The following is a 23,923-nucleotide window of genomic DNA, read 5'->3' as shown; positions in this document are numbered from 1 at the left end:
CGCGCCGCGGCAAAACCATGGCGACAAGGTAAGACAAGGCATGAACAAGGTATTTACCGACGCGACCAGCGCCCTTGATGGCCTGCTGTTCGACGGCATGACACTGATGGCGGGCGGCTTCGGACTCTGCGGCGTTCCCGAGCACCTGATCACTGCGTTGAAAGCTTCGGGAACAAAGGATCTCACGATCATCTCGAACAATGCCGGGGTCGACGGCGATGGCCTGGGCGTTCTTCTGGAAACACGCCAGATCGCAAAGATGGTCTCGTCGTATGTGGGCGAGAACAAACTGTTTGAGAAGCAGTATCTGGACGGCGACCTGGAACTGGAATTCAATCCGCAGGGTACGTTGGCGGAGCGCATTCGTGCCGGCGGCGCGGGTATCCCCGCCTTCTTCACAAAAACGGGTGTCGGCACTCTGGTCGCCGAGGGCAAAGAAATTCGTGACTTCGACGGCGACGACTATGTCATGGAAAGCTGGCTGCGCGCAGATGTCTCGATCATCAAGGCCTGGAAGGGCGATACGGAGGGCAATTTGATCTTCCGCAAGACCGCCCGCAATTTCAACGCCCCCATGGCCACCGCCGGTAAGGTCACAGTGGCCGAGGTCGAAGAGCTGGTCGAACCCGGGACACTGGCGGCGGACGAGATTCACTGTCCCGGTATCTTCGTGCAGCGGATCGTCGACGGCGGCAACTACCGCAAGGTCATTGAAAAGCGCACCACGCGCCCAAGGCCTTAACCGGCGCCTCAGGCCGGCGACGGCACTTCGGACAACACGACACGCCTTATCAGATAGGAAACGACGACGATGGCTTGGACGCGAGATGAGATGGCGGCACGCGCCGCAAAAGAGCTCAGCGACGGCTTTTATGTGAATCTGGGTATCGGTATCCCGACCCTGGTCGCCAACTACATCCCCGACGGTATGCAGGTAACCCTGCACAGTGAGAATGGGATGCTGGGGATCGGTCCCTTCCCCTACGAAGGTGAAGAAGATCCGGACCTGATCAATGCCGGCAAGCAGACCGTGACCGAACTGCCGCAAAGCTCTTATTTCGACAGCGCGGCGAGCTTTGGCATGATCCGTGGCGGGCACATCAACCTGGCGATCCTCGGCGCGATGCAAGTCGCCGAGAATGGCGACCTCGCCAACTGGATGATCCCCGGCAAACTGGTCAAGGGCATGGGGGGCGCCATGGATCTGGTCGCCGGCGTCCAGCGCGTAGTCGTCGTTATGGATCATAACTCCAAGGCCGGAGACGCGAAGTTTCTGACAGCCTGCGACCTGCCGCTGACCGGCACCCACGTGGTCGACCTGCTGATCACCGATCTTGGCGTCTTTGACATCGACAAGAAAAACGGTGGCGTCACGCTGATCGAACTGGCACCGGACGTAACGGTTACCGAAGTTAAGGAGCGCACGGCCGCAAACTTCGAGGTCGCCGCCGGACTCGCCTAACCTCGGGGCGTCTCCAATCCCATTTCTTTAACTGGACGTGAGCCATTTGACATTGCAGTGAGCCGGTCCTGTGTGCAGCCGCCCGCCTCGTGCAGGGCAGGGCTGCGTCCGCCTGGGCTAGTCGACGCGGCAGTAAAGCTGTAGTTTTGCGGCCATATGTCTCCACCTAGCTTGTCTTTTGGCCGCATTGGCGCGATCTCCGCACCGGTGCAGGGCGCTCTATTGATGACCCTGGCCGCGCTCGGGTTTTCGATCATGAACATCCTGATCCGCTATGCGGCGGTCGAGTTGCATCCGATCCAGATCGCCTTCTTCCGGAATTTCTTCGCGCTTCTGTTTGTGTTGCCCTGGCTGTTTCGTCATGGCTTTGCGGGACTGAAGACCAAGCGCCCGGGCCTGCACATCTGGCGCTCCGTCGTCGGGCTTTCGGCAATGTTTTGCTGGTTCACCTCGATCACCATCCTACCGCTGGCCGAAGCTGTCGCGCTGAATTTCACCGTGCCCCTCTTTGCCACGGCCGGCGCCTTTCTGATCCTGCACGAAGCAGTCGGCGTGCGCCGCTGGTCGGCAACGATCGCTGGATTCATCGGCGTCGTCGTCATTATGCGGCCCGGCTTCGTCGAAATCACGCCGGCCATGGCCATGCCTGTGATTGCCGCAGTCTTCATGGCCGGGTCGGTCCTGTTGGTCAAAACCCTGTCACGTACGGAAGATACGGTTGCGATGGTGTTGATCATGAACCTGATCATGACGCCACTCTCGCTCGTGCCCGCACTCTTTGTCTGGGAGTGGCCGAGCTGGCCCGTACTCGGCTATTTGCTGCTGATCGGACTGGTCGCGACCATCGCTCATCTCGCGCTGACCAAATCCTATACGCTGGCCGATGCTTCCGCCGTCATTCCTTTCGACTACGCCCGCCTGCCGTTTGTCGCAGTCCTTGCCTACTTCGCCTTCGGGGAGTTGCCCGACCTCTGGACATGGGTCGGTGCGGGTATCATAGCCGCCTCAGCCATCTATATCGCTCAGCGCGAAGCCAAGCTTGCACGCGAACGCACCGCCGCGGAGGCTGCGCGGGCGCAGACCTAGTTTCATCTTGCCTAGTTTCATCTTGCCTAGTGCCATTCCGCCTGGCTCCGCCTGTCTGGAGCGACAGAAATTGGAACCGCGCCTATTCGTCTGAAGCGTCTGAGTTTGCAGGACCGTCGAGCTCGGCGTCACTAGAATCAGAGAGTGCATCCTGCGCACGTGCCCGATGCTCATCGCTCATATGGCCGGAAATGGTCCTGAGGGCGGCAAGGATGACAGTGGCATCATCCGTAAAGCCCAGGCCCGCCACAAAATCGGGAATCATGTCGGCTGGTACAACGAAATAGGCCAGCGCGCCCATAAGTGTCGCCCGCACCCAGACCGGTGTATTGCGGTCCATGGCACAGAAATAGGCGGCAACGGCGTCCTCCACAAAGGGGACTTTGCCGATGGTTGTGCGAACCTTGGGCCAGAAACCGCTGCGAACCTTGTTCTGATCACGTTCCTGGCGTTCGGGCGAAACCGGCACGAGCGCCCGGCCTTTAAGAACATCATCGTAAAGGGAGGCGGTGTCCCGATCGGTTTCGGTTGCTGGCTTATGCGACGACATAACGCAGATATAGGGGTTTGCCCGAAAGGTGCAATGACTGGATCGATATGCTATGTGCGGCAATTAGCGCCGGCGCAGAAAAAGAAGGTTCGTAAAATGCTCGAAACGGGCTCGGTCCTGATGAGGAATTTTTGGTATCTCGCCGTCCCTGGTGAACAGTTGGCGCGCGGCAAGACTCTTGCGAAGCAGTTGATGGGTGAGCCGGTTCTGCTGGGACGTACCAGCGACGGCGAAGTCTTTGCCATGCGCGATATCTGCCCGCACCGCGGAATTCCCTTGCGGCACGGCTCCTTCGACGGCCAGCAGGTCGCCTGCTGCTATCACGGCTGGAAGTTCGCGCCGGACGGCCGCTGCACTGAGATTCCATCGATTGCACCCGGGCAGGACTTTTCCTGTGACCGGATCAAGGCCAAGACCTATCCCTGCCGCGAGGTGCAGGGCAACATCTGGGTCTATTTTGCCAAGGGAACGGCAGATCCTGACGACCTGCCGGAAGTGCCGCGCATGCCCGACATGGGCGACCGTCCACCCCAGGTCGCCATCTCAATGGACTTTCCCTGCGACGCAGACCAGGCGGCTTTCGGGCTCATGGATCCAACGCATGCAGCTTTTGTTCATACCTCCTGGTGGTGGAAGAAACAGGCGTCAAAACTGCGCCCCAAGGAAAAGCACTTTGAGCCGTCCCCGCTTGGCTGGCGCATGGTACGTCACAAGCTGCCGGCCGAGCATCGGGTATACAAGATGCTCGGGAACAACGTCACCACCGAGATCGCTTACGCCCTGCCGGGATTGCGCATCGAGCATATCCAAGGCGACAAGCACAGTGCGGTGGGCCTGACCGCCATTACGCCCGTGAATGAAAACGAGACCGAGGTACATCAGTGCCTTTACTGGACAATAGATTGGCTGGCGCCCTTGAAACCTCTCGCTCGGCGTTTATCCAGGGTCTTTTTGGGGCAGGACCGTGATGTGGTGGTCAAGCAGCAGGAAGGCCTGGCCTACAATCCGACCCTCATGCTGATCGATGACGCCGATACTCAGGCCAAATGGTATTATCGCCTGAAGCGTGAGTGGCTGCGTGCAGCAGAAGAAAAACGCCCCTTTGAAAACCCGATCAAGGCCAAGACGCTCCGCTGGAGAAGCTGAATTGTCCCTTCGGCCTGAGCTGGGTTTCCAGCTATCGCCTTGAAGGTCGGCTTCTGCTATAGACCCGCCCCAGAACACAAACGAAATCCGGCTGAAATGTCGAAGAAGGAGCAAGAGGAATGGATGTAAAGGGGTTAGCAGCGATCGTCACAGGTGGCGGATCGGGTCTCGGCGCCGAAACGGCGCGTCATCTCGCCAAAGCGGGTGCCAAGGTCACGGTTCTTGATTTGAATCCTGAGACCGTCGAAGCGGTCGCAGCGGAGACCGGCGGGCTCGGCATTGTCTGTGATGTAAGTTCGGCCGAAGCGCTCGAGGCTGGCGTCGCCAAAGCGCGAGAAGCCCACGGTCCCTGCCGCATCGCCGTAAACTGCGCCGGCATTGCCCCTGCCAAAAGGATCGTCGGACGCGGCGGAGCCATGCCGCTGGCGGACTTCGAAAAGGTTATCAACGTCAATCTGATCGGAAGCTTCAATCTGATGCGTCTGGCTGCGGCGGAGATGCTGGCCGAAGAGCCATTGGACGACGGCGAACGCGGTGTCATCATTTCCACCTCCTCGATCGCCGGAGAGGAAGGCCAGCTTGGCCAGGTCGCCTACGCCGCGTCTAAGGCTGGCATCACCGGCATGATGCTGCCGGCGGCGCGTGAATTCGCCAAGAATGGCATCCGCGTCCTGACCATAGCGCCAGGCCTGATCGGCACGCCCTTGCTGCTTAACATGCCGCAGGAAGTCCAGGACAATCTGGCGGGCCAAATCCCCTTCCCCCATCGTTTCGGCCGTCCGGACGAGTACGCCCGTCTCGTTCTCCACATCTGCGAAAACGTGATGCTTAATGCCGCTTCCTTTCGTCTGGACGGCGCCATGCGCATGCAGTGAAGCCTGGAACGGCTGCGCCGATGAAAAAGGGACCGGATTTGCCGGTCCCTTTCGTCTTACAGAGCACCTAATTTGCCTGATCAAACTTCTTACCGTCATTCCACCACGTGGAAATCAAACGCCGAATCCGCATAAAAATAGAACTCGCAGGGTTCGTCGGAGATGCAGGCGGTAGCATGCTTTGAATTCGCGGGAACATACCAGTAAGACCCTGATGACATCTTTGCTGGCGCCTCTTCACCTGCAAAGGGGTTCGTCATCACACCCTTCAGCACGACCCCGTGATACGCGCCACTATGGGTGTGAAAGGGCGTCGTAAAATTGGGTGGAAATTTGCCAAAAGACCCGTGCGCACCTTCGGCCCGGTTCCCATAGGCCACAGCCATCTTGATCATGGGATTAATATTTTCATAGGCAAGTTGCCAACCAGGAAGGGCAACCTCCTTCTTGGCATCGAACGCCGAATCCGCCTGTGCGCTACAGGCTGTCAGGGAGAAGAAACCGAGCACCATCACGGCACAACCGATAAGGCGCCGGGCTGAGTTTTGAAAGGTCGCATCCATCTTCGCAAATTCCTTTTGAGCTGAAGGTTATCAAGGCGTAGAAGATCGATAACACCAATCTTTCGGACGATTAATGATCAGAAATCCGATATTACTGATCCATCATCCAATTTGTGCGACTCGCGAAGGACTTTTGATTAAAGTCGAACACCATGGCATCAAACGAAGACACCCTCAGCGAAGTCCTGCGCCTGTTGCAGTTGGAAGGCTGCGTCTACTTTCATCGCGACTTCTGGTCGCCCTGGGCAATGGAAATCGGCGCGACTGGGTTCGCTCAGTTTCACGCAGTGACCCAGGGCGACTGCGTATTTGAGGTTGATGGGGTCGCGCATCGCGCATTGGCAGGGGATGTGCTTTTATTCCCGCGCAGCGAACCACATGTACTTGCAGATCAAAATGGCCGAACCGCGCTGCCCGGATCAACGGTCATGCAGTCATTTGCAGGTGATGCCCCCTATTTTGCGTCAGGAGAGCGGGCAACTAAGCTGATTTGTGGTCATTACGCTTATCGAGGTGAACTGAGGCATCCATTGCTTGATCAGTTGCCGGAGGTGGTACACGTGCGCTCGCAACGCCTGTCGCCAGACCTGACTGCCAGCGGAAATGGTAAGGCCTCCCATAGTTTGGGGGCGGTTTTGTCGGTGCTGACACAGGAGATGACGGACAGAGGCCCCGGTGTCACTTCGGTGATCGAGCGATTGGCGGAGGTGCTCTTAATCCAGACGCTCCGCGCCTACCTCACGCAAACCGACCGGCCGCATGGGTTTCTTGCCGGCCTCGCAGATCCGCGGCTGGCCCGCGCTGTCGCCGAGATACACCGGCGTCCCGAGGCCGATCTCAGTCTGGAAAACCTGGCACAAACGGCGGGCATGTCACGCTCGGCCTTTGCGGCGCAATTCAAGGCTGTCGTCGGCATGGCGCCGATCGATTACCTCACGAAATGGCGAATGCTGAAGGCAGGTGAGCTTTTAGGAGCAGCAGCCCTGCCGCTCGTGGAGATCGCGGAACGTGTTGGCTATGGCTCCGACGTTGCCTTCAGCCGCGCTTTTCGACGTGAATTCAACGCCAGCCCACGTGAGTATCAGCGCAGGTTGCACACTGGGTTGTGATCGCCAGTTTTCTCAGTCGGATTGCTCAGGCCGAAAACGCATCCATTCGTTTCGCCAGTGTAACGTCCAACTCGGACAACCCATCGCAGTCATGTGTGGTCAAAACAACGTCGACGCGATTGTAGACATTGAACCATTCCGGGTGATGGTTCATTTTTTCCGCGACCAGAGCGACCCGGTTCATAAATCCCCAGGCTTCATTGAAGCTCTTGAATTTAAAAGATTTCTGGATCGCATCACGACCTTCGACTTCCTGCCAGCTATCTAACTCTGAAAGGGCTGTGGCGCGCGCGGTCGCCGTTAGCTTGTCTGTCATGGCATTTCCTCTTTAGCGGCAGCGGAACTTAGGTTATCTGGAGGCGCCGTCTGCGACAACGTCCAAGCGGCAAGACTTTTGAGTGGCATTGTCCAGACAACGAAATCGAGTGTGTACACGCGGAGACCGTTGTGCACTTCGTGAAAGCAGGCTTGGCGCGCAGTGTGTGCTGCGTTAGGGTCGAGGAAAGCATGGCACACCTACACAACATTGGACGCTATACCACACCGCCTGAATTGTCCGATCTTGAGGCGCAGGCCCGTGAAGCCTATGCAACGATCCCAACTGAATTGCGAAACTATGTCGGCAATGTCGTCATTCAGGTGACCGATTTTCCAGACGATGAAACGCTTGAACTCATGGAATGTGAGTCGCCGTTTGATCTCCTTGGGCTTTATCGGGGCATCGACCTGTCTCAAAAGAGCGTGCTGGACAGCCCTGACGACCTGGACATGATCTTTCTGTATCGCCGCCCGATTCTGGATTATTGGTGCGAGACGGGCGAAGATCTCGTGCATATTGTCCGACATGTTCTCATCCATGAAATTGGCCATCACTTTGGCCTTTCCGATGATGACATGGAACGAATTGAACAGAATGAGGCTTATCCCTGAATTTCTAAGCAACTGCTCGTTGAATTCGGACGTTAATTGAATCACGATTAAAGCTTTTATTAAAGAATCCTTGCTATAGTGTTTAAGCTCGACTGTTCTCCATCGAGGTGAACCTAGCGATGACTTTACGGATTCCAGGAATGATTGTTTTGGCTGGTGCTTTTGCATTGCTGCCGAACGTCGCCTGGGCGATGGACTTCGAACAGCTGGTTCCTGGAGGCTACTTCACCGAAAGCGCCGCCTTGGGAGCGGCAGGCGCACACTCACGTGCGGAGCCCTGGTCGCCGCAAAGCGCCCCATTCATTAACCGCTTGGACGAACAGCCACTCGATCTTCGTTCAAACCGCCAGGCCTTGGACAGCCAGCGCTACAGCATCTCGCCCTATGGCGCCGATGCCAGTGCGGGCATCGCCGTCTTTACGCCTCGTTTTGCAGGACTTCAAGGCGGCCTTGGTTATCGCCCAGAATCCCTTGGAACCGATGAAGCAACCGAAGTCGGGGCAAACTGGATAGTCGATCTTTCGCCCGACAGCCGGATCACCGCAGCCAGCAGTTACGGCCTCAAAAGCGGTGGGTTCGACATCGGTGCCGGCTACGCTCAAGGTCCTTGGGAACTGCAACTGACCTATGGCTCCGGCGAAGGTGAAAACGAGAACGAAGAAATCGAATCTCTGGCGCTTTCCGCTGGTTACTCCCTAGGACCCGGGATCAGCTTTACGGGTATTCTCGGCGCCGCCGGGCGAACCAACAGTGCCGAGGAAAACAGCGGCGCGGACGACGCGAAAAATGATGATTTTTGGGTCGTTACGGGCTTCAAAATCAGGTTTTAAGGTGGTTTCCCGGGCGTCTTCATCACGCTCCGGACTCTGATCGCTTTTCACTGCGCCAGCAAAAACGTATTTCAGATTCAACATCACGGTTATCGGGGAAGGTTCACGTGCTTGATTACTTCAGCCGGAAACACCCACACAATTGATGTTAGATGAGCGCCTTAACACGCAGCCGCAGCTCAGGCAGAACCTCTTTCTCGAACCACGGATTTTTCTTCAACCACATGGTTGAACGCCAGCTGGGGTGAGGCGTCGGGAGAAAATCTGGCTGGTATTCCCGCCAGTTCCTGACCGTTTCCGTCAGTGTCTTTTTCTTGCTCTTCCCCAGATAGAAACCTTGCGCGTATTGTCCCACCAAGAGAATCAGCTCCACATTGGGCAGTGCAGCCCGTAGGGGCGGATGCCAGAGCGGAGCACATTCCGGACGCGGCGGATTATCGCCGCCCTTGGGGTTCCTGCCGGGATAACAAAATCCCATAGGAACGATGGCGATGCGGCCATCGTCATAAAAACTGTCAGAATCCAGATCAAGCCACTCGCGCAAACGATCGCCTGATGCGTCGTTCCAAGGAATACCGCTCTCATGGACCTTCGTTCCCGGAGCCTGACCTACGATCATCACTCTGGCGGAACTCTGTGCGCGGAGCACAGGCCTGGGCCCAAGCGGCAGATGCTCTTCACAGAGATGGCAAGCCCGGGCACCCTTCAGAACCTCCGCGAGTTCGGGTGATGGGCTGGATGATAGGGGTGGGTTTTCGCTCACGAGGCAAGGTCTCCGGCTGTTTACTCAAACAGCTTAACTCAAAGGCGATTGAGCGAAACAGGCTACACATGGCTTTTCGCGCGAACGTGATAGGCTGACCAACATGGTCCCCAGTCAGGAATATAGGCGGCGGAAAGGTGTCAGAATTCGTGCCGCCCGTGCCGACGAAGCCGAGCACCTCTGCGAAGTGGAGTTTTTGGCAGGTGCGCGTTTTCGCAGCATCGGCATGGCGAAGATCAGCGAAAGAAGCCCAAGCCAACCCTCTGTATTCACCGCCGCCGCCCAGCACCAGCGTCTCTTGGTTGCCGATATCATGGTTAAAGATCAAGTGCTTGAAGAAGCGGTGGGATTTGCGGCCTTCGGCACACTGGATGGACACCCGCACCTACTGGAACTCGATGTAATACCTGGTTATGCAGGACAGCGGATCGGTGCAAGCTTGATCGACGCCGTTGCGAAAGTCGCTATCCAGAAGAGGCAAGGCAGCTGGCTCACCTTAACGACATTTCGCGATGTTCCCTGGAACGCCCCCTACTATCGCCGCTTGGGTTTTAAGGCCGTTTCCCCGGAAACGCTCGGACCGGAACTGGCCCAATGCCTTGCGCGGGAACGAATACGCCTTCCACCGGAAGTCTATGGACCGAGGATCGCGATGCGTCGAGCCCTCGCGTAGAATTCCGATTGCAAGGGCTTACTCGCTGGCAACGAAAGACATGGCCTGTTTTGCGGTGCGTAGGCTGTGACGCCGTTTCAGCGGTGAATTGAGAAAACGATTCAGCCCGGCCAGCAAAGTCTCGCCGACTTTGGGATCAGGCGCCGCTGCGAGTTCGTCCTCAATCGCCATGATCAGCTTCACCTGATGGCAGGCGACGATATATTCGAACTGGCCGTGATCGAGCAGGTTTTCGACATTCTGGCGTGTAAATGCTTCAGCATCGTTCACCCGCCATGATCCGGTATCGGCATTGCGGTCGATGAAACGTGTATTGCGTCCGACAAAACAGGCCATCTGAAGAAGCCCCTGAGGCCAAAGTTCCGGGTATTTACCGCAGAGATGGCGAACCGCGTTTGAGAAGGTCACACCATGAGTGAAATCCAGCCAGGAAACGTTGTTCGAAATCGCCCCTTCAGTCCGGCCTTGGAGAGAGAGATCGAAAGTCAGAAGGTTATGGGCATTAGCACCGAGCAAAGCCTGATAGGTCTGCGCGGGTGCGCCTCCGGACTGCAAGGTCCGCTCAAGTGCTTGCTCCACGCTTAAGCCGACGAAATCCATGGGTTCGACCTTATGCACCCCCGCTTCTGCCCAGCGCGAAAGCACGACTGCGTAATGGCGAAATTCGGGGAGCAGATCCTCTCGGCTGGAATAGATGATCGAGCGTGTAAGCGCGAGAAGCAAAGGTTCGGTGACCGCAGGGCCTAGTGCTTCGATCAACTGGCCGGTTTTCAGGACATAGATGGCTGAATGGCCAAAGTCGGCGTAATGCGCCAGCGCGGCCTGCGCGAAGGCCGGTTCCAGGTCGGCGAAGGTCATTCCGTCTGCCAGGGCGCCACGTAGCTGACTTACGGCGAGATCTTCATCCTCTGCCTCGATCGCAGCAACGAATGCTTCGGCGTCGTAGGGCGCCACACCTTCCCCAAAAAGAAATCGAGGTTCACGCAAAGCGTCCCAAGCCAAGTGACCGATGCTTTCGACCAACGGAACCAGAGTCGCGGCGTCGCTGGCTTCATCCTTGTCTTCCACGGCGAAGCGTGCGCGGATCGTCAGCCAATCCGGCGCTGCGGCAATGGCGTGGGTCGTACCAAACTCGAAACGATCATGCTGCCAGGCAATCACCTTGCGCAGGGCCTCCAAGGGATCGGCACCAGCCAGCCGGAGGCGCGAGAGCTCTCGGGCAATCCGGTCATACTCATGTTTATCGACAGCCTCACGCAGATTGGCTTCGGCCGATGCGACCTTTTCCTGCTGAGGTGGTTCGGTAAGATCGAGCCAGATTTCATCTCCGTCGATCTGTACCGGGTAGCGCCGCAACTTGTCGCCGCCCACCAGTGTGTCGCCAGACTCCAGATCGAATTTCCAGTTGTGCCAGTTGCAGGTCAGGATACAGCCGTCGGTCAGCTTACCTTCCTTGAGGGGAAAACCTTCATGAGGACAACGATTATTGCAGGCGAAAACACCCTTTGGCCCGTCAAAGAGGACGATTTGCTTGCCCTCCAGCCGCACGAGTGCAGATCCTTTTTCCGAGAGTTCGCTGTAGCTGCCCGCCCGCACAAACGTCATGGATCCGTCCTCCTGCTTATTTACAAAAGATTTTTCTTTATAAACTTAAATTGAGATCATTGCCTCTTTTTTGCAAGATTTTTCTTTAGAAATATGCCCCGAAAACCTATACCTGAAGTCTATGGCGGACAAATCGACGAAGACAATCAAGACTCGGCAGGCAATCCTGGATCTGCTCAAACGGCAGGGACCACAAAGCGCTCAGGCGCTGGCTATCGAGCTTTCGATCACGCCCATGGCGGTGCGACAGCATCTATACGATCTCTTCGACCAGAAACTGGTGTTCCAGGAGAACATGGCCCGCGAAACAATCGGCGAAGGAGCCGGCGAGGCCAGCAACAAGCCCACAGCGGGCAGGCCGGTCAAATGCTGGCAACTCACCCCGGAGGCCAACAGCCTCTTCCCCGACCGTCATGCGGATCTGGCCGTAGAACTTATTGCATCCATCCGCACCACTTTCGGTGAGGGCGCAATGGAGCAGCTGATTGCCGGACGCTCGGAAAGCCAGATCGCCAACTATCGGACGGTAATCAAAGATTTCGGCAGCCTGAAAGACAAACTTACTGCCCTGGCCAAAGCGCGCAGCGATGAGGGTTACATGGCCGAGGTTTTGATAGAGGAGAACGGCGACCTTCTCTTTGTGGAGAACCACTGCCCGATCTGCGCAGCCGCAAAGAATTGTACGGGAATCTGTACAGCCGAGCTCTCGGTATTTCAGGCTGCGCTTGGCCCCAGCGTTGAACTCGAACGCGTCGAACATCTGTTGAGTGGCGCGCGGCGCTGCGCCTACCGGGTCTCGAGCAATTCTTCGACGTAGGCAGGGACCACCTCGCTCGCCGGACCATGGATACAGTCGTGAAACAGACTGGCGCCGTCGGACGGCTCTAGATTAAGCTCAACGGTCTGTGCGGACGGACGGCCATAGCGGCGAACCTCCTCGACGAAACCAGCGGCAGGATAAACGCTGCCTGAGGTTCCAATCGAGATGAAGAGATCGCAGTTTGCCAAAGCATGATAAATCCGCTCCATATGATAGGGCATCTCCCCAAACCAAACGACGTCGACCCGCAAGCCGCCCGGCGCACCGCAGTGCAGGCATTCGCTTTGCCCGCTCATGTCCGAACGCCACTCCATGACGGCATCGCAGGCAAGGCACCTGGCCTTCAGCAACTCGCCGTGCATGTGAAGCAGCTTTGATGAGCCGGAACGTTCGTGCAGATCGTCGATATTCTGGGTTACCAGAAGAACATCGCCGGGCCATTCGGCCTCCAAGCGAGCCAAGGCCCGGTGCGCCGCGTTGGGCTGTACATTGGAGTGCATAAGACCGTCACGGCGATGATTGTAGAAGGCGTGCACCCGGTTGGGGTCACGCTGAAAGGCCTCGGGCGTGGCCACGTCCTCAAGCCGAACCTTTGCCCAGATGCCGTCGGCGTCGCGAAAGGTGTCCAGCCCGGATTCTTTCGAGATTCCGGCGCCGGTGAGGATGACCACTGACTTGCTCATATTACAGTTTTCCTACAGAGTTGCGCCCGACGTCCGTGCCGTCCCAGACGACGACCTACTCAAAAAGGCATCCAGGATGGGTGTTGGCAGCACGGGGTAATGCTTCGGCGGCTTCCTGGCCATCGAAGGAGATTTCCCTACCGGCATCAAGTATGAGGTTTCGTGTGACCCCGCTCCAGGTTCTCTTCATCTGCACAGGAAATATCTGTCGCTCGCCTTCCGCGGAAGGCGTTTTGCGCCACCGCCTCGCCGAAGCAGGACTGGCAGACAGAATAACGATCGATTCCGCTGCCACCCACGATTACCATACCGGCGAACCGCCAAACCCCCGTGCGGTGCGATGCTGTGCGAAGCGCGGTTATGATCTGACCGGCCTGCGTGCCCGGCGGCTAACCCGGGAAGATTTTGAAAACTTCGATGTGATTTCGGTCATGGATCGAGGACATATGGAGATCCTGAAGAGCAGGTGTCCGTCCGGCGAAGAGCACCGCCTGAAGCTCTTCCTGGACCACGCCGAACCGCCGCTGCAAGGTCAGGACGTGCCGGACCCCTATTACGGGGGGCCGGAAGATTATGAAGCTATGCTTGATCTCATCGAGGAAGGCATGACCGGATTACTCGACCATCTGCGCAGCAGGTTGTGACTCTCGCCCAGACAAAGAACGACCGGGTCGGACTGGGGATTGCCTATGCCGTAGCCGGAATGCTGATGATGTCCATCATGGACACCATCGTAAAATGGCTCAGTACGGGCTATCCGGTCAGCGAGATCGTCCTGTTCCGAAATGTCTTCGGTCTCCTTCCCCTGCTGGTGGCGCTCGCGATGACCGGCGGACCGAAAAGTCTGCGCAGCCCGCAGCCGGTTCTGCAGGTACTGCGTGCCTTCTTCGCGCTGGGGGCCGGTTTCATGTTCTTTGCGGCATTACGGACCATTCCCCTGGCGGACGCCTTTGCGCTCGCCTTTACCGGCCCGTTATTCATCACCGCGCTGTCGGTTCCCCTGCTGCGCGAACAGGTCGGCATCCATCGCTGGTCCGCGGTTATTCTCGGTTTCATCGGAACTCTGGTGATCCTGCGTCCGGCCGGCCAAAGCTTTGATCCCGCCGCCTTCCTGGTGATCGGCGCCGCCCTTTGCTACGCCATGGTTATGATCCTCACGCGGCGGCTTGCGCCGCAGAACACGACCTTGTCGATGATGGTCTGGACCGCAACGATTTCTCTGCTGATTTCAGGTGCGATTGCACCCTTCGAATGGGTGACACCCTCACCGCTCGATTTCACCCTGCTTGCCCTGATGGGCCTGATCGGCAGTGCCGGGATGTTCATGATCGGACAGGGCTACCGCTACGCACCCGCCGCCGTAATCGCACCTTTCGACTACTCGATCCTGATTTGGGGCGTTCTCTTCGGTTGGATTCTCTGGCAGGAACTTCCGGACCGCTTCGTTTGGGCCGGTGCCGCCATCGTCATCGCCAGCGGTATCTATATCGTCCGCCGCGAAACGCGTCTAAGTCAAATTGCGCAGCAGTGATCAATACGATTGGAGCCCTCGTGTTTGATCGTTTCACTGAGTCACTGAAAACTGCAATTCAGGCTGGACACCTACCCGTGCGAGGGCAATCCGCTCACGTGAGCGGATAATTGGCCTCGCGTCTGTAGACCGGCCCGCCCTTGCCCAATTCGCTGGAATAGAGATCGAATTGTGTGACTTGGAAAGGCATTGTCCGAAACAGGGCATGCTGGGCAAAGAAGGTCCGTAATTTGCTGCCAGGGCTCGCAGAAAACCGAGCAAGCGTGACATGCGGATGGAACTTCCGCGATTCCGCGGCAAGACCCGAGGTCTGAACCGCGCGTTCGATCCGGCTTTGCAAAGCGGAAAGTTCTGGCGATGCCTGAACACCGACCCAGACTGCGCGGGTTTTACGGCCATCGCCGAACTGGCCCAGGCCGGTCAGCGACAATTCGAAGCACGGTGCGGAAATTGCTGACAATGCAGCATCAATATCCCTTGCCTGAACAGCATCTACATCGCCGAGAAAGCGCATGGTGACATGAAAGTTCTCGGGACGAACCCAAACTGCACCCGGCAGCCCCGAGCACATTCGCTCAAGCCGTTCTACCAAGTCGTTCGGTAATGCCAATGCAACAAACAGTCGCATATCGTGACGCCCCTAAAATAACTTACTTACCCAAATGATCTGTCCGAACAGTTTTTCCGGTTTCCCTCCCCAGACAATTCGCTCCGTTCTTTCTGCCTTAAAACCTCCCTGTCACGGACAGGGGTAGGTGTAAATCTTGTGTACCTCTTCGATCGCGTCCAGAACCTCTTCGGACAAGGTAACCCGGCTCGCCGCGATATCCAGTTTCATCTGCGCCAACGACGTCGAACCCATGATGGCAGCCGTCACGAATTGACGAGACAGGACGTAGGCCAGTGCCATCTGCGCCGGCTCCAAATCGTGCGCACGCGCAAGATCCACATAGGCGCGGACCGCAGCATCGGCGCGCTTGCCGCGATATCGCCTGTTTTCGGGGAAAAGAGTAAAGCGTGCGCCCTTCGGGCTCTGACCGTCGAGGTATTTGCCGGTCAGCGTACCAGCGCCAAGCGGTGCATAGGCCAACAGACCACAGTCTTCGCGAATGGCCACTTCTGCGAGCCCGGCTTCGAAACTGCGGTTGAGCAGGCTATAGGGGTTTTGAATCGACGCGACGCGGGGGCCGCGTCCCAATTCCGCCAGCCGCAAAAACGACATCGTGCCCCATGGGGTCTCGTTCGACAGGCCTATTTCCCGGATCTTTCCGGCGCGCACCAATTCGTCCAGGACTTCAAGTGTCTCCTCGATCGGGATCGCATCTTCTTCGTCATCGTAGGTAAAACCGAGTTTGCCGAAAAAGTTGGTTGCGCGTTCCGGCCAATGAAGCTGATAGAGATCGATAAAGTCGCAGCCCAAACGCTGCAGGCTGGCGTCCAGGGCTTCCACAATATGATTTCGTGTCAGACGCGGCATGCCATCGCGGATGTAGGGGAAACGGGTCCCGGGTCCAACGACCTTGGTCGCGAGAACTATCTTGTCTCGGCTGCCACGAGTGGCCAACCAGTTTCCGATGATCTCCTCAGTCCGCGTATAGGTTTCCGCACGAGGTGGCGCGGGATACATCTCAGCCGTATCGAAAAAGTTCACACCTTCACCGACGGCATAATCCATCTGCGCGAAAGCCTCATCCTGACTGTTCTGAGATCCCCAGGTCATGGTTCCCAGGCAGATGGCACTGACATCAATGCCGCTGCGCCCAAGGCGGCGATAATCCATTCAACTTCCTTAGAGTCTGATCGATTTTCACTGAATTAGTAAAAATCGTAATTTAGCCTCATTATCATTTAGTTAGAGGACAATTCACGCTCTTAACTGAAGTAGTCAATAACGATCGCGCCCTAGTTTTTGACCCGAGAGTGCTCAGCGAAACAACGTCAATACACCGGTATAACCATATACCCGATCTCGCGATATCTCACCATTGGCGAAAAAGCCCGCGATGGGGATGTCGCCGAGTTCTTCCTGAATCATTTTCATCTCTTCGGACTCCGATCCGAAGAGATTCTGCCCGCGGCCAACGCAGCTGTAGTAAAGGCCAGCCTGCGCTTCCGCACCGCCGCGCGCTTTTATGTCCTTCAACATCCTGCGCATATCCTGTTCGGCGGCCGCATGATCACGTCTGCAGAAAAGCAGCTTGCGACCGGGCTCTACGGCTTCCCCCACGGTCACCTGCCCGCTTTCAGCGTCGAGTGACATGAGGTTGCGTACCAGATAGTCGCTGGTATCACTGTTGCTCATCGGAAATGCAGCAAAGATATAGCCCGCAATGCGGCGTAGATCCCGTGCCAGCAGTTCGCCGATATCTTCCTCGAAGACTTCGAAAGCAGGACGGCCGTCGATCTCTCGAATAACATTGCCTTCAGCCTGGGTGATTTCACGCAAGGGGCCGATAGGAGAACAGCCTTGGGTCAGGCCTGTCACAACTTCCACTTCAGGCCGAAGCAGAACCCCTGACACGCCACCGTCCAACACCTTATCGGCAATTTGGGGAAACTCGCCGATCCGGCTTGCCGCAAGGCCGCCGACTAGAAACGGCGCCGTTGCATCGGCCAGGGCCTCGATAATCTCAGTCAGTCTGACGTTTCGCGGGTCGCCGTGTACGAGCGCTATTCCTGGCCGTTGATCACCAAGCCATTGCTGTTGAACGGCAAGCAGTTCCGCCAGCCCTTTGTCTGGTGTTTCATCGACAATCGAAGAAAAGATCCGAAAACTGTCGGCAGGCAGTGCCATAACCATTACGGATATCGCGCCGCGGTCATGGATCTCTATACCATTGCTCAGCACTCCGAGGCCGACCGTTCCAACCCAATTCTGAATTCCTGTCTTTTCGCGCAGGAATGTCAGCAGGCTGGATGCGTCCTTAGTGAACGCATCGGTCAGGTAGAGGAATCCAAGGTTGGCACCTTCCGGTAGTTCCTTTAGCTGATCTGCACAGGCCTTGACCGCTGTGGCCCAGTCCGGACCTCTGGCCCATGCCGATTTAAAGTTGCCGGACGCCAGTGAATCGGTTTCTGTACGCGTGGTGTTCTGGCTCAGGTCATCACTCCCCACGATGGACCTCCCTTTCACGGGCCTGTGCAAGCAGTTCCTCTACCTGAGGCAGAATCTTCGAAACGATCACGGCAACCCCCGCCTTATTGGGATGAATCCCATCACGCTGATTCAAATCCGCGTTGAGCGCGACACCATCCAGAAAAAACCCATAGAGCGCGACGCCATGCTTTTCCGCCAGGCGCGGATAAACCGAGTCGAATTCCGCGGCATAGTCCTGTCCGAGATTGCGTGGCGCCAACATCCCGGCAAGTAACACCGGAATCGACGCCTCTGTAAGCTTGCTCAGGATGGCATCAAGATTCTCAAAGGTCTGCGCGGGATCCAATCCTCTCAAGCCGTCGTTTGCCCCCAGCTCGACGATGACGGCATCGGGTTTGTCAGCCAACGCCCAATCCAAACGCGCCCGTCCAGACGCCGTGGTGTCGCCGGAATTTCCGCTGTTAATGACTGTAACCTGTTGATTCCGCGCTTGCAGGGCGAGTTCCAGCTGCTCAGGAAAGGTCTCCCCGTCGACCAGACCATAACCGTGGGTCAGGCTGTCGCCAAAAGCCATAAGCCGAAGCGGCCCTTCCGCAGACGCCATCGTCGGCGCAGCTGCGATACTGCTTATCAAAGCGATCCCTGCGGCCAGCAAGAAAGGGAGCCGGCGGCGAAAATCGACCAGTTGCCGGAAGACTTGAGTTATCGTTATTGAAGCAAAACAGGAACTAGGTATGGCAATCACGGCTGAGACTTCTGTGCAATTCGGGAAAAATATAGGGCGAGCGCAGGAGACGATCAACTCGCCAACGCCGATAGATCCCGGACGAAGCGTTGAAATCAAGCGGTTTCAGACCATATCGGAAGGGCTTATTTTGCAATAACCTGCGGCTTTTATCAGGAATCTTGAACCTTGCCCGACGCTGACAAGATGCTTCAATCCCGCTCTGATACCCATTTGAATTCGCCGGAGGCTCCAGGCTTGCACACATCGCTGGAACGCACAGAGACCGTCAATCAAACCGCACCACGCGGTTCGATCATCGACCTCGAATCGATTGAACTGACCCTGCCGTCAAGCGCAGGACCAGTCCATATCCTGCGCGGCCTGTCGCTTAATATTGAACGCGGCGAAACTGTCAGCGTGGTCGGACCTTCCGGGTCGGGGAAATCCTCGATGATGATGATCATGGCAGGGCTGGAGCGAGCCAGCAGCGGGCGCGTTGCCATCGGCGGTACGGATTTCACGGCCCTTGATGAAGACGGTCTGGCCCGCTTCCGCAGAGACTCAGTGGGAATCGTCTTTCAGGATTTCCATCTGGTCCCAACCATGACCGCACTGGAAAACGTTGCCATCCCACTGGAACTCGCGGGCCGCGCCGATGCATTCGAACGCTCGGCGGCTTGCCTGGAATCGGTCGGTCTCGGCCACCGTCTCAGCCACTACCCGGGACAACTTTCGGGCGGGGAGCAACAGCGCACCGCCCTTGCCCGCGCCTTTGCGCCCGAACCGGACCTGTTGCTGGCGGACGAACCAACAGGGAACCTCGACGGGGCGACCGGCGAAGCGGTGATCGAACTGCTGTTCGATCTTCAGAAAGGACACGGCACCACGCTGGTCCTGATCACCCATGACCCGCAGCTGGCCGCCCGCTGCAGCCGGACGGTCAAATTGCTGGATGGCCTGATTGTCGATGACAGTCCAACGCACGGCGTCAACGGGAGCGCAGGCGCGTGACCTCTCAGGATGACCGCGCAAGCGACCGGGTGAGCGGTTCTACCAAGGTGGCTTTTGGCTTCGCCCGTCGTGAACTGAGGGCAGGCCTGCAGGGGTTTCGAATCTTTCTTGCCTGCCTGATATTGGGGGTGGCGGCGATCGCCGGGGTTGGATCGGTTTCCCAGTCCATGGTCGAAGGATTGCGCAACGATGGCCGGGCTCTGCTTGGCGGCGATATGGCGCTGAACCTGATCCACCGCGAGGCGGATGAAAACCAGCAGGCCTGGCTTTCCGAACGCGCGACCGTATCCAGAGTCGTCGAAATGCGTGCCATGGCGCGTGGACAAAGCACCGAGTCCAAACGTGTACTGATTGAGCTGCGTGCCGTCGATAATCTCTATCCGCTCTATGGCGAAGTCGAACTCGGCGGCACGACTTCCACGGATAACAGCCTGGATTCACTGGAAAAGATCTCCCTAGAAGACGCCTTGAGCTTTACTGACGGCGCTTGGGGTGCCGCAATTGATCCACGCGCTCTGCGCCGGCTGCAACTTGAGATCGGCGATCGGGTGACGGTGGGCGACGCCACCTTTGTCATTCGGGCCACTCTGTTGAAGGAACCGGATCACACGACGCGCGCCTTTACCCTCGGCCCCACTTTCATGATCGCTGCAGACAGTCTGGATTCGACCGGTTTGATCCAACCCGGCAGCATGACCCGCTACGACTATCGGATTGCGCTGCCCGCCGAGCTGAACGTGCTTGATTTCCAGAACGCGCTGAAGGAGACCTTTCCCCACGCAGGCTGGCGGATCCGCGACGCGACGGCTGCGGCTCCCAGGGTAAGTCAGTTCATCGACCGGCTGACACTGTTCCTGACACTTGTCGGGCTGACGGCGCTGCTGGTCGGTGGCGTGGGCGTCGGCAATGCGACGCGCAGCTACCTGGAAAGCCGGACCGCGACAATCGCGACCCTGAAGTGCTTGGGCGCCCCCGGCAAATTGATCTTCAAGGTCTATTTGATCCAGATTCTGCTGCTCGCCGCGCTGGGCACCGTTATTGGCCTGACGATCGGTGCAATCGCCCCCATGATCGTTGCGACCCTGATAGGTGATTCCCTCGGGTGGAATGCAGTGGTCGGCCTCTACCCCATTCCGCTGATCACCGCCGCGGTCTTCGGGCTGCTCACGGCCCTGACCTTCTCCCTGTGGGCGCTCGGCCGCGCCCGGGATGTGGCGCCCGCCAGTCTGTTCCGCAGCGTCATCACACCGGCCAAAGGCCATCTGGGACTTAAGACGACCTTGAGCGTTCTGACCGCCGGTATACTGCTTGCAGCTTTGGTGATCCTCACCGCCGTGAACCAGAAGATCGCCATCTACTTCGTAATCGGCGCCCTGATCGCCTTTTCGGTCTTCTACGTGACTGCCCTCGGAATCATGGCGCTGGCCCGAAAGGCGCCTCGGTTTAAGATCCCGAGCCTCCGGCTGGCCGTCGCCAATCTGTACCGACCGGGCGCACCTACCCCGAGCGTGGTACTCTCCCTGGGCCTCGGACTGACCGTCCTGGTCACCATTGCGCAGATCGAGGGCAATCTGACACAACAGGTCGAACAGAATTTGCCGGAGGAAGCACCCGGCTTCTACTTCATCGATATTCAGCCGGATCAGATCGATGCGTTCGACGCGTTGGTCAAAAGCATTCCAGGCACCTCGGACCTTCAACGGGTCCCGATGCTGCGGGGCCGCATCTCAGCGGTAAACGGGGTAACGCCCGACCAGTTGACTGTGCCCTCGGAGATCAAATGGATATTTCGGGGCGACCGTGGCCTGACCTGGTCTCGGCAACCGCCCCCCAACACCAACCTGACGACAGGCACCTGGTGGCCGGCGGATTATGACGGCAAACCACTGGTCTCTCTAGACGAGCAGGTTGCCAAGGGTCTGAACCTGGGTATCGGTGACCGCCTCACTATCAATATCCTGGGTCGGGACGTTGAGGTCGAGATCGCCAATCTGCGTGCTATCAACTGGTCGCAGCTATCGATTAACTTCGTGATGGTGTTCTCGCCGGGCCTGCTTTCCTCCGCGCCGCAAACCCAAATCGCGACTGTGCGTGCAGAACCAGAGGTTGAAGACCGGATTGAGCGTGCGGTGACCGACCGCTTCGTCAATATATCCTCGATCCGGGTGAAAGAAGCCCTGAACGCGGTGTCCGAACTGCTGGAACAGGTCGCGACGTCCGTGCGGGCAACCGCCTCCATCGCGCTTTTCGCGGGAGTCCTGGTCCTCGCCGGTGCCGTGGCCGCCGGACATCACAGGCGTGTCTACGATGCAGTGATCCTGAAGGTGCTGGGTGCGACGCGCGCGACAATCGGGCGGGCCTTTCTCCTGGAATATGGCCTTTTAGGCTGCCTGACTGCCGCAATTGCTGCCGTTCTGGGCAGCTTGGCAGCCTTCCTGGTCATCACCGAGATCATGCGCCTTGATTTCATCTTTCAGCCCTGGGCCGTTGTTTCGACCGCAATCATTGCCACAGCCATAACCCTACTGTTCGGCTTCGCCGGCACCTGGCGGGCTTTGGGGCAGAAAGCAGCACCGCTTTTACGCAACGAATAGGCGATTAACCCGCGACGATATAAATTGTCGCACAGTTTATGCGGAAATATGTTGATTCATGTCTCAGAACCTCCAATATTAGGCTCAGATTCACAGAGGATCATTGAGGAATACAGCTATGGTTAACGGCCCAGACCGCCGCTATATGAGTTCAAGTCAGGCAGAAGCGTCCCAGATTGACGTCGGCCTGCGGAGCTACATGCTCCACGTGTATAACTACATGGCTGTTGCGATGCTGGTGACCGGCGTCGTGGCCTACGGGGCTTCGCAGAGCCTGCCCTTGATGCAGGCAATTCACACAACGCCGCTTAAATGGGTTGTGATGCTAGCGCCCCTCGGCCTGGTGTTCTTCCTTTCAGCTCGTATTCATGCCATGAAAGCCATGACGGCTCAGACTCTCTTCTGGGTCTACTCCGGCTTGATGGGGCTGTCGCTGTCCTACATCTTCCTGGCCTACACCGGTGCATCAGTCACGCGGGTGTTCTTTATCACAGCGAGTGCTTTCGCAGGTTTGAGCCTATACGGCTACACCACGAAGAAAAGTCTGTCGGGCATGGGTTCGTTCCTGATGATGGGTTTGATCGGCATCATCATCGCGATGGTCGTGAACATTTTCCTGGGTTCCGCCATGATCCAGTTCGTGATTTCGGTCGCGGGCGTTTTGATCTTCGCAGGCCTCACCGCCTACGACACCCAGCAGATCAAGAACATGTACCTCGAATCCGACAGCGGCGAGATCTCGGAAAAGAAGTCGATCATGGGCGCTCTGCGGCTCTATCTTGATTTCCTGAATATGTTCCTGTTCCTGCTGCATCTCTTTGGCAACCGCGAATAAGCAAACAGCGGTTCTTCTTAGATCCCGCAAAAAAATGGCCCGGGTCTCTCCGGGCCATTTTTTCGTTTCGGCGGCGGCTATCCAAATCAGATGCAGCGCCCGCCGTCGACCTCCATGCAAACGCCGGTGATGAAGCTCGCCTCGTCGGCGGCGAAATACAACGCTGCCTGGGCGATATCGGCCGGGGTAGAAAAGCGGCCAAGCGGAATAGTGGCTTCGAACTTTTTCCGGTTCTCGGGCGTATCTGGCACACCCATAAAAGTCTCCAGCAGACCGGTTTCGCCGATCACCGGACAGATTGCGTTAACCCTGATCTTCTCTGGCGCCAGTTCAACAGCCATGGATTTGGTCATGATGTTGGCCGCCCCCTTCGAGCCATTGTAGACCGTCAAACCTGGGCGCGGGCGAAGCGCCGCTGTCGAGCTGGTGTTGATGATGCAGCCGCCGCCTTGCTTGCGGAACAGGGGTACCGCCTCCAGCGCAGCCAGATAGATCGCCTTTACATTCACATTGTAGATCAGATCGAATTCTTCCTCGCTGACCTCCAGCATCGACTTATTGCGATGTGCGGCACCGGCGTTGTTCACTAAAATATCGAGACGGCCGAAATTTTCGGACGCCGCAGCCACCATGGCTGCGACATCGCTGCGCTTGGTGACGTCGGCCTGAACGCCGACCGCTCGACCACCAGCTTCGCCAATTGCTTCGGCAACGGCCACCGCCGCCGGGCCATTGATATCCGCAACCACCACGGCCGCGCCTTCTGCGGCGAAGAGTTCCGAAATTCCCTGGCCGAAACCGGATCCGCCACCCGTGACAATCGCGACCTTATTCTCAAGACGCATCAATATTCCTTCCCTACGTCGGATCAACGGCCAGGCCACCTCTAAAGCGTCATCATTCGTGATTAATTCAACGATCAACGTTCAGGCTTTACGGCAAGCGAAGCCTCTTTGCACCGACGGTACCGGCTTTTGCCCGAATAGCCAATGCAGCCAAGCGGTAAATCCTGCTCAACGTGCAGACATAAGGC

The 23,923-nt window shown here is 57.5% G+C and carries 26 protein-coding genes; 15 read left to right on the top strand and 11 right to left on the bottom strand.

Annotated features, from left to right (window positions below):
- Positions 1–40: 40 nt before the first annotated feature.
- The 3 genes from QMZ18_RS03910 (at position 41) to QMZ18_RS03900 (ending at position 2,548) form a co-directional block, all read left to right on the top strand.
- Positions 41–742, top strand: coding sequence for a CoA transferase subunit A (locus QMZ18_RS03910; protein ID WP_282604915.1), 702 nt, complete (start codon positions 41–43; stop codon positions 740–742).
- A gap of 69 nt (positions 743–811) precedes the next feature.
- On the top strand, positions 812–1,462 hold the full coding sequence (locus QMZ18_RS03905) for a 3-oxoacid CoA-transferase subunit B (protein ID WP_282604914.1): 651 nt from the start codon (positions 812–814) through the stop codon (positions 1,460–1,462).
- A 156-nt stretch (positions 1,463–1,618) separates the two neighbouring features.
- Positions 1,619–2,548, top strand: a complete 930-nt coding sequence (locus QMZ18_RS03900) for a DMT family transporter (protein ID WP_282604913.1) — start codon at positions 1,619–1,621, stop codon at positions 2,546–2,548.
- Between the two features lie 82 nt (positions 2,549–2,630).
- On the opposite strand, the gene QMZ18_RS03895 is transcribed toward QMZ18_RS03900, so the two are convergent.
- Positions 2,631–3,098 carry a YkvA family protein gene (locus QMZ18_RS03895; protein WP_282604912.1) on the bottom strand — a complete coding sequence of 156 codons (468 nt, stop codon included), beginning with the start codon at positions 3,096–3,098 and terminating at the stop codon, positions 2,631–2,633.
- A 96-nt stretch (positions 3,099–3,194) separates the two neighbouring features.
- Between QMZ18_RS03895 and QMZ18_RS03890 the strand changes: the two genes are divergently transcribed.
- Both QMZ18_RS03890 and QMZ18_RS03885 read left to right on the top strand, forming a co-directional pair.
- Positions 3,195–4,244: an aromatic ring-hydroxylating dioxygenase subunit alpha gene (locus QMZ18_RS03890; protein ID WP_282604911.1), complete on the top strand. Its 1,050-nt coding sequence runs from the start codon at positions 3,195–3,197 to the stop codon at positions 4,242–4,244.
- A 119-nt stretch (positions 4,245–4,363) separates the two neighbouring features.
- Positions 4,364–5,119 carry an SDR family NAD(P)-dependent oxidoreductase gene (locus tag QMZ18_RS03885; RefSeq protein WP_282604910.1) on the top strand — a complete coding sequence of 252 codons (756 nt, stop codon included), beginning with the start codon at positions 4,364–4,366 and terminating at the stop codon, positions 5,117–5,119.
- A gap of 95 nt (positions 5,120–5,214) precedes the next feature.
- Here the strand turns inward: QMZ18_RS03885 and QMZ18_RS03880 are convergent, their stop codons facing one another.
- Positions 5,215–5,682: a cupin domain-containing protein gene (locus tag QMZ18_RS03880; protein ID WP_282604909.1), complete on the bottom strand. Its 468-nt coding sequence runs from the start codon at positions 5,680–5,682 to the stop codon at positions 5,215–5,217.
- 152 nt (positions 5,683–5,834) lie between these two features.
- Here QMZ18_RS03880 and QMZ18_RS03875 point away from each other — a divergent pair, with 152 nt between their 5' ends.
- Positions 5,835–6,791, top strand: a complete 957-nt coding sequence (locus QMZ18_RS03875; RefSeq protein WP_282604908.1) for an AraC family transcriptional regulator — start codon at positions 5,835–5,837, stop codon at positions 6,789–6,791.
- 25 nt (positions 6,792–6,816) lie between these two features.
- Here QMZ18_RS03875 and QMZ18_RS03870 read toward each other — a convergent pair whose 3' ends face one another.
- On the bottom strand, positions 6,817–7,107 hold the full coding sequence (locus QMZ18_RS03870; RefSeq protein ID WP_282604907.1) for a 4a-hydroxytetrahydrobiopterin dehydratase: 291 nt from the start codon (positions 7,105–7,107) through the stop codon (positions 6,817–6,819).
- A gap of 191 nt (positions 7,108–7,298) precedes the next feature.
- On the opposite strand from QMZ18_RS03870, the gene QMZ18_RS03865 reads away from it, so the two are divergent.
- Positions 7,299–7,721 carry a metallopeptidase family protein gene (locus QMZ18_RS03865; RefSeq protein ID WP_282604906.1) on the top strand — a complete coding sequence of 141 codons (423 nt, stop codon included), beginning with the start codon at positions 7,299–7,301 and terminating at the stop codon, positions 7,719–7,721.
- A gap of 119 nt (positions 7,722–7,840) precedes the next feature.
- Complete coding sequence (locus tag QMZ18_RS03860; protein WP_282604905.1) at positions 7,841–8,551, top strand: porin; 711 nt, start codon at positions 7,841–7,843, stop codon at positions 8,549–8,551.
- Between the two features lie 148 nt (positions 8,552–8,699).
- Here QMZ18_RS03860 and QMZ18_RS03855 read toward each other — a convergent pair whose 3' ends face one another.
- Positions 8,700–9,314, bottom strand: coding sequence for a uracil-DNA glycosylase family protein (locus tag QMZ18_RS03855; RefSeq protein WP_282604904.1), 615 nt, complete (start codon positions 9,312–9,314; stop codon positions 8,700–8,702).
- A 103-nt stretch (positions 9,315–9,417) separates the two neighbouring features.
- On the opposite strand from QMZ18_RS03855, the gene QMZ18_RS03850 reads away from it, so the two are divergent.
- Entirely contained in the window at positions 9,418–9,987 is a 570-nt protein-coding gene (locus QMZ18_RS03850) for a GNAT family N-acetyltransferase (protein ID WP_282604903.1), read from the top strand.
- A gap of 18 nt (positions 9,988–10,005) precedes the next feature.
- Here QMZ18_RS03850 and QMZ18_RS03845 read toward each other — a convergent pair whose 3' ends face one another.
- Entirely contained in the window at positions 10,006–11,592 is a 1,587-nt protein-coding gene (locus tag QMZ18_RS03845; RefSeq protein ID WP_282604902.1) for a Rieske (2Fe-2S) protein, read from the bottom strand.
- A 121-nt stretch (positions 11,593–11,713) separates the two neighbouring features.
- Between QMZ18_RS03845 and QMZ18_RS03840 the strand changes: the two genes are divergently transcribed.
- Positions 11,714–12,409: a metalloregulator ArsR/SmtB family transcription factor gene (locus QMZ18_RS03840; protein WP_282604901.1), complete on the top strand. Its 696-nt coding sequence runs from the start codon at positions 11,714–11,716 to the stop codon at positions 12,407–12,409.
- On the opposite strand, the gene cobB is transcribed toward QMZ18_RS03840, so the two are convergent.
- Positions 12,379–13,095: a Sir2 family NAD+-dependent deacetylase gene (gene cobB / locus QMZ18_RS03835; protein ID WP_282604900.1), complete on the bottom strand. Its 717-nt coding sequence runs from the start codon at positions 13,093–13,095 to the stop codon at positions 12,379–12,381. The genes QMZ18_RS03840 and cobB overlap by 31 nt on opposite strands.
- Positions 13,096–13,259: 164 nt before the next feature.
- Here cobB and QMZ18_RS03830 point away from each other — a divergent pair, with 164 nt between their 5' ends.
- The gene (locus QMZ18_RS03830; protein ID WP_282604899.1) at positions 13,260–13,739 is read left to right on the top strand and encodes a low molecular weight protein-tyrosine-phosphatase; all 480 of its coding nucleotides are present in this window, start codon (positions 13,260–13,262) and stop codon (positions 13,737–13,739) included.
- Positions 13,736–14,626: a DMT family transporter gene (locus QMZ18_RS03825; protein WP_282604898.1), complete on the top strand. Its 891-nt coding sequence runs from the start codon at positions 13,736–13,738 to the stop codon at positions 14,624–14,626. The genes QMZ18_RS03830 and QMZ18_RS03825 overlap by 4 nt, the downstream gene beginning before the upstream one ends.
- Positions 14,627–14,720: 94 nt before the next feature.
- Here the strand turns inward: QMZ18_RS03825 and thpR are convergent, their stop codons facing one another.
- From thpR to QMZ18_RS03805, 4 genes are all read right to left on the bottom strand, one after another.
- Positions 14,721–15,254 (bottom strand): RNA 2',3'-cyclic phosphodiesterase, encoded by a 534-nt coding sequence (thpR, locus tag QMZ18_RS03820; RefSeq protein ID WP_282604897.1) that lies wholly within the window; start codon positions 15,252–15,254, stop codon positions 14,721–14,723.
- A 111-nt stretch (positions 15,255–15,365) separates the two neighbouring features.
- Positions 15,366–16,406, bottom strand: coding sequence for an NADP(H)-dependent aldo-keto reductase (locus tag QMZ18_RS03815; RefSeq protein ID WP_282604896.1), 1,041 nt, complete (start codon positions 16,404–16,406; stop codon positions 15,366–15,368).
- A gap of 144 nt (positions 16,407–16,550) precedes the next feature.
- Entirely contained in the window at positions 16,551–17,741 is a 1,191-nt protein-coding gene (locus tag QMZ18_RS03810; RefSeq protein ID WP_282604895.1) for an FIST N-terminal domain-containing protein, read from the bottom strand.
- Positions 17,731–18,357, bottom strand: coding sequence for an arylesterase (locus QMZ18_RS03805; protein WP_282604894.1), 627 nt, complete (start codon positions 18,355–18,357; stop codon positions 17,731–17,733). The genes QMZ18_RS03810 and QMZ18_RS03805 overlap by 11 nt, the downstream gene beginning before the upstream one ends.
- 279 nt (positions 18,358–18,636) lie before the next feature.
- Between QMZ18_RS03805 and QMZ18_RS03800 the strand changes: the two genes are divergently transcribed.
- The 3 genes from QMZ18_RS03800 to QMZ18_RS03790 all read left to right on the top strand — a co-directional run bounded on the left by QMZ18_RS03800 (position 18,637) and on the right by QMZ18_RS03790 (position 22,890).
- Positions 18,637–19,461: an ABC transporter ATP-binding protein gene (locus QMZ18_RS03800; protein WP_282604893.1), complete on the top strand. Its 825-nt coding sequence runs from the start codon at positions 18,637–18,639 to the stop codon at positions 19,459–19,461.
- The gene (locus QMZ18_RS03795; RefSeq protein ID WP_282604892.1) at positions 19,458–22,055 is read left to right on the top strand and encodes an ABC transporter permease; all 2,598 of its coding nucleotides are present in this window, start codon (positions 19,458–19,460) and stop codon (positions 22,053–22,055) included. The genes QMZ18_RS03800 and QMZ18_RS03795 overlap by 4 nt, the downstream gene beginning before the upstream one ends.
- A gap of 118 nt (positions 22,056–22,173) precedes the next feature.
- Positions 22,174–22,890 (top strand): Bax inhibitor-1/YccA family protein, encoded by a 717-nt coding sequence (locus tag QMZ18_RS03790; RefSeq protein ID WP_282604891.1) that lies wholly within the window; start codon positions 22,174–22,176, stop codon positions 22,888–22,890.
- A gap of 86 nt (positions 22,891–22,976) precedes the next feature.
- On the opposite strand, the gene QMZ18_RS03785 is transcribed toward QMZ18_RS03790, so the two are convergent.
- Complete coding sequence (locus tag QMZ18_RS03785; RefSeq protein ID WP_282604890.1) at positions 22,977–23,735, bottom strand: glucose 1-dehydrogenase; 759 nt, start codon at positions 23,733–23,735, stop codon at positions 22,977–22,979.
- Positions 23,736–23,923 lie beyond the last annotated feature (188 nt).

Origin of the sequence: Pelagibius sp. Alg239-R121, from assembly GCF_947331435.1 — a bacterium.
GTDB lineage: Bacteria > Pseudomonadota > Alphaproteobacteria > Kiloniellales > Kiloniellaceae > Denitrobaculum.
Note: the sequence above shows the minus strand (reverse complement) of the source record. Positions and strands in the feature narration are given on the sequence as shown.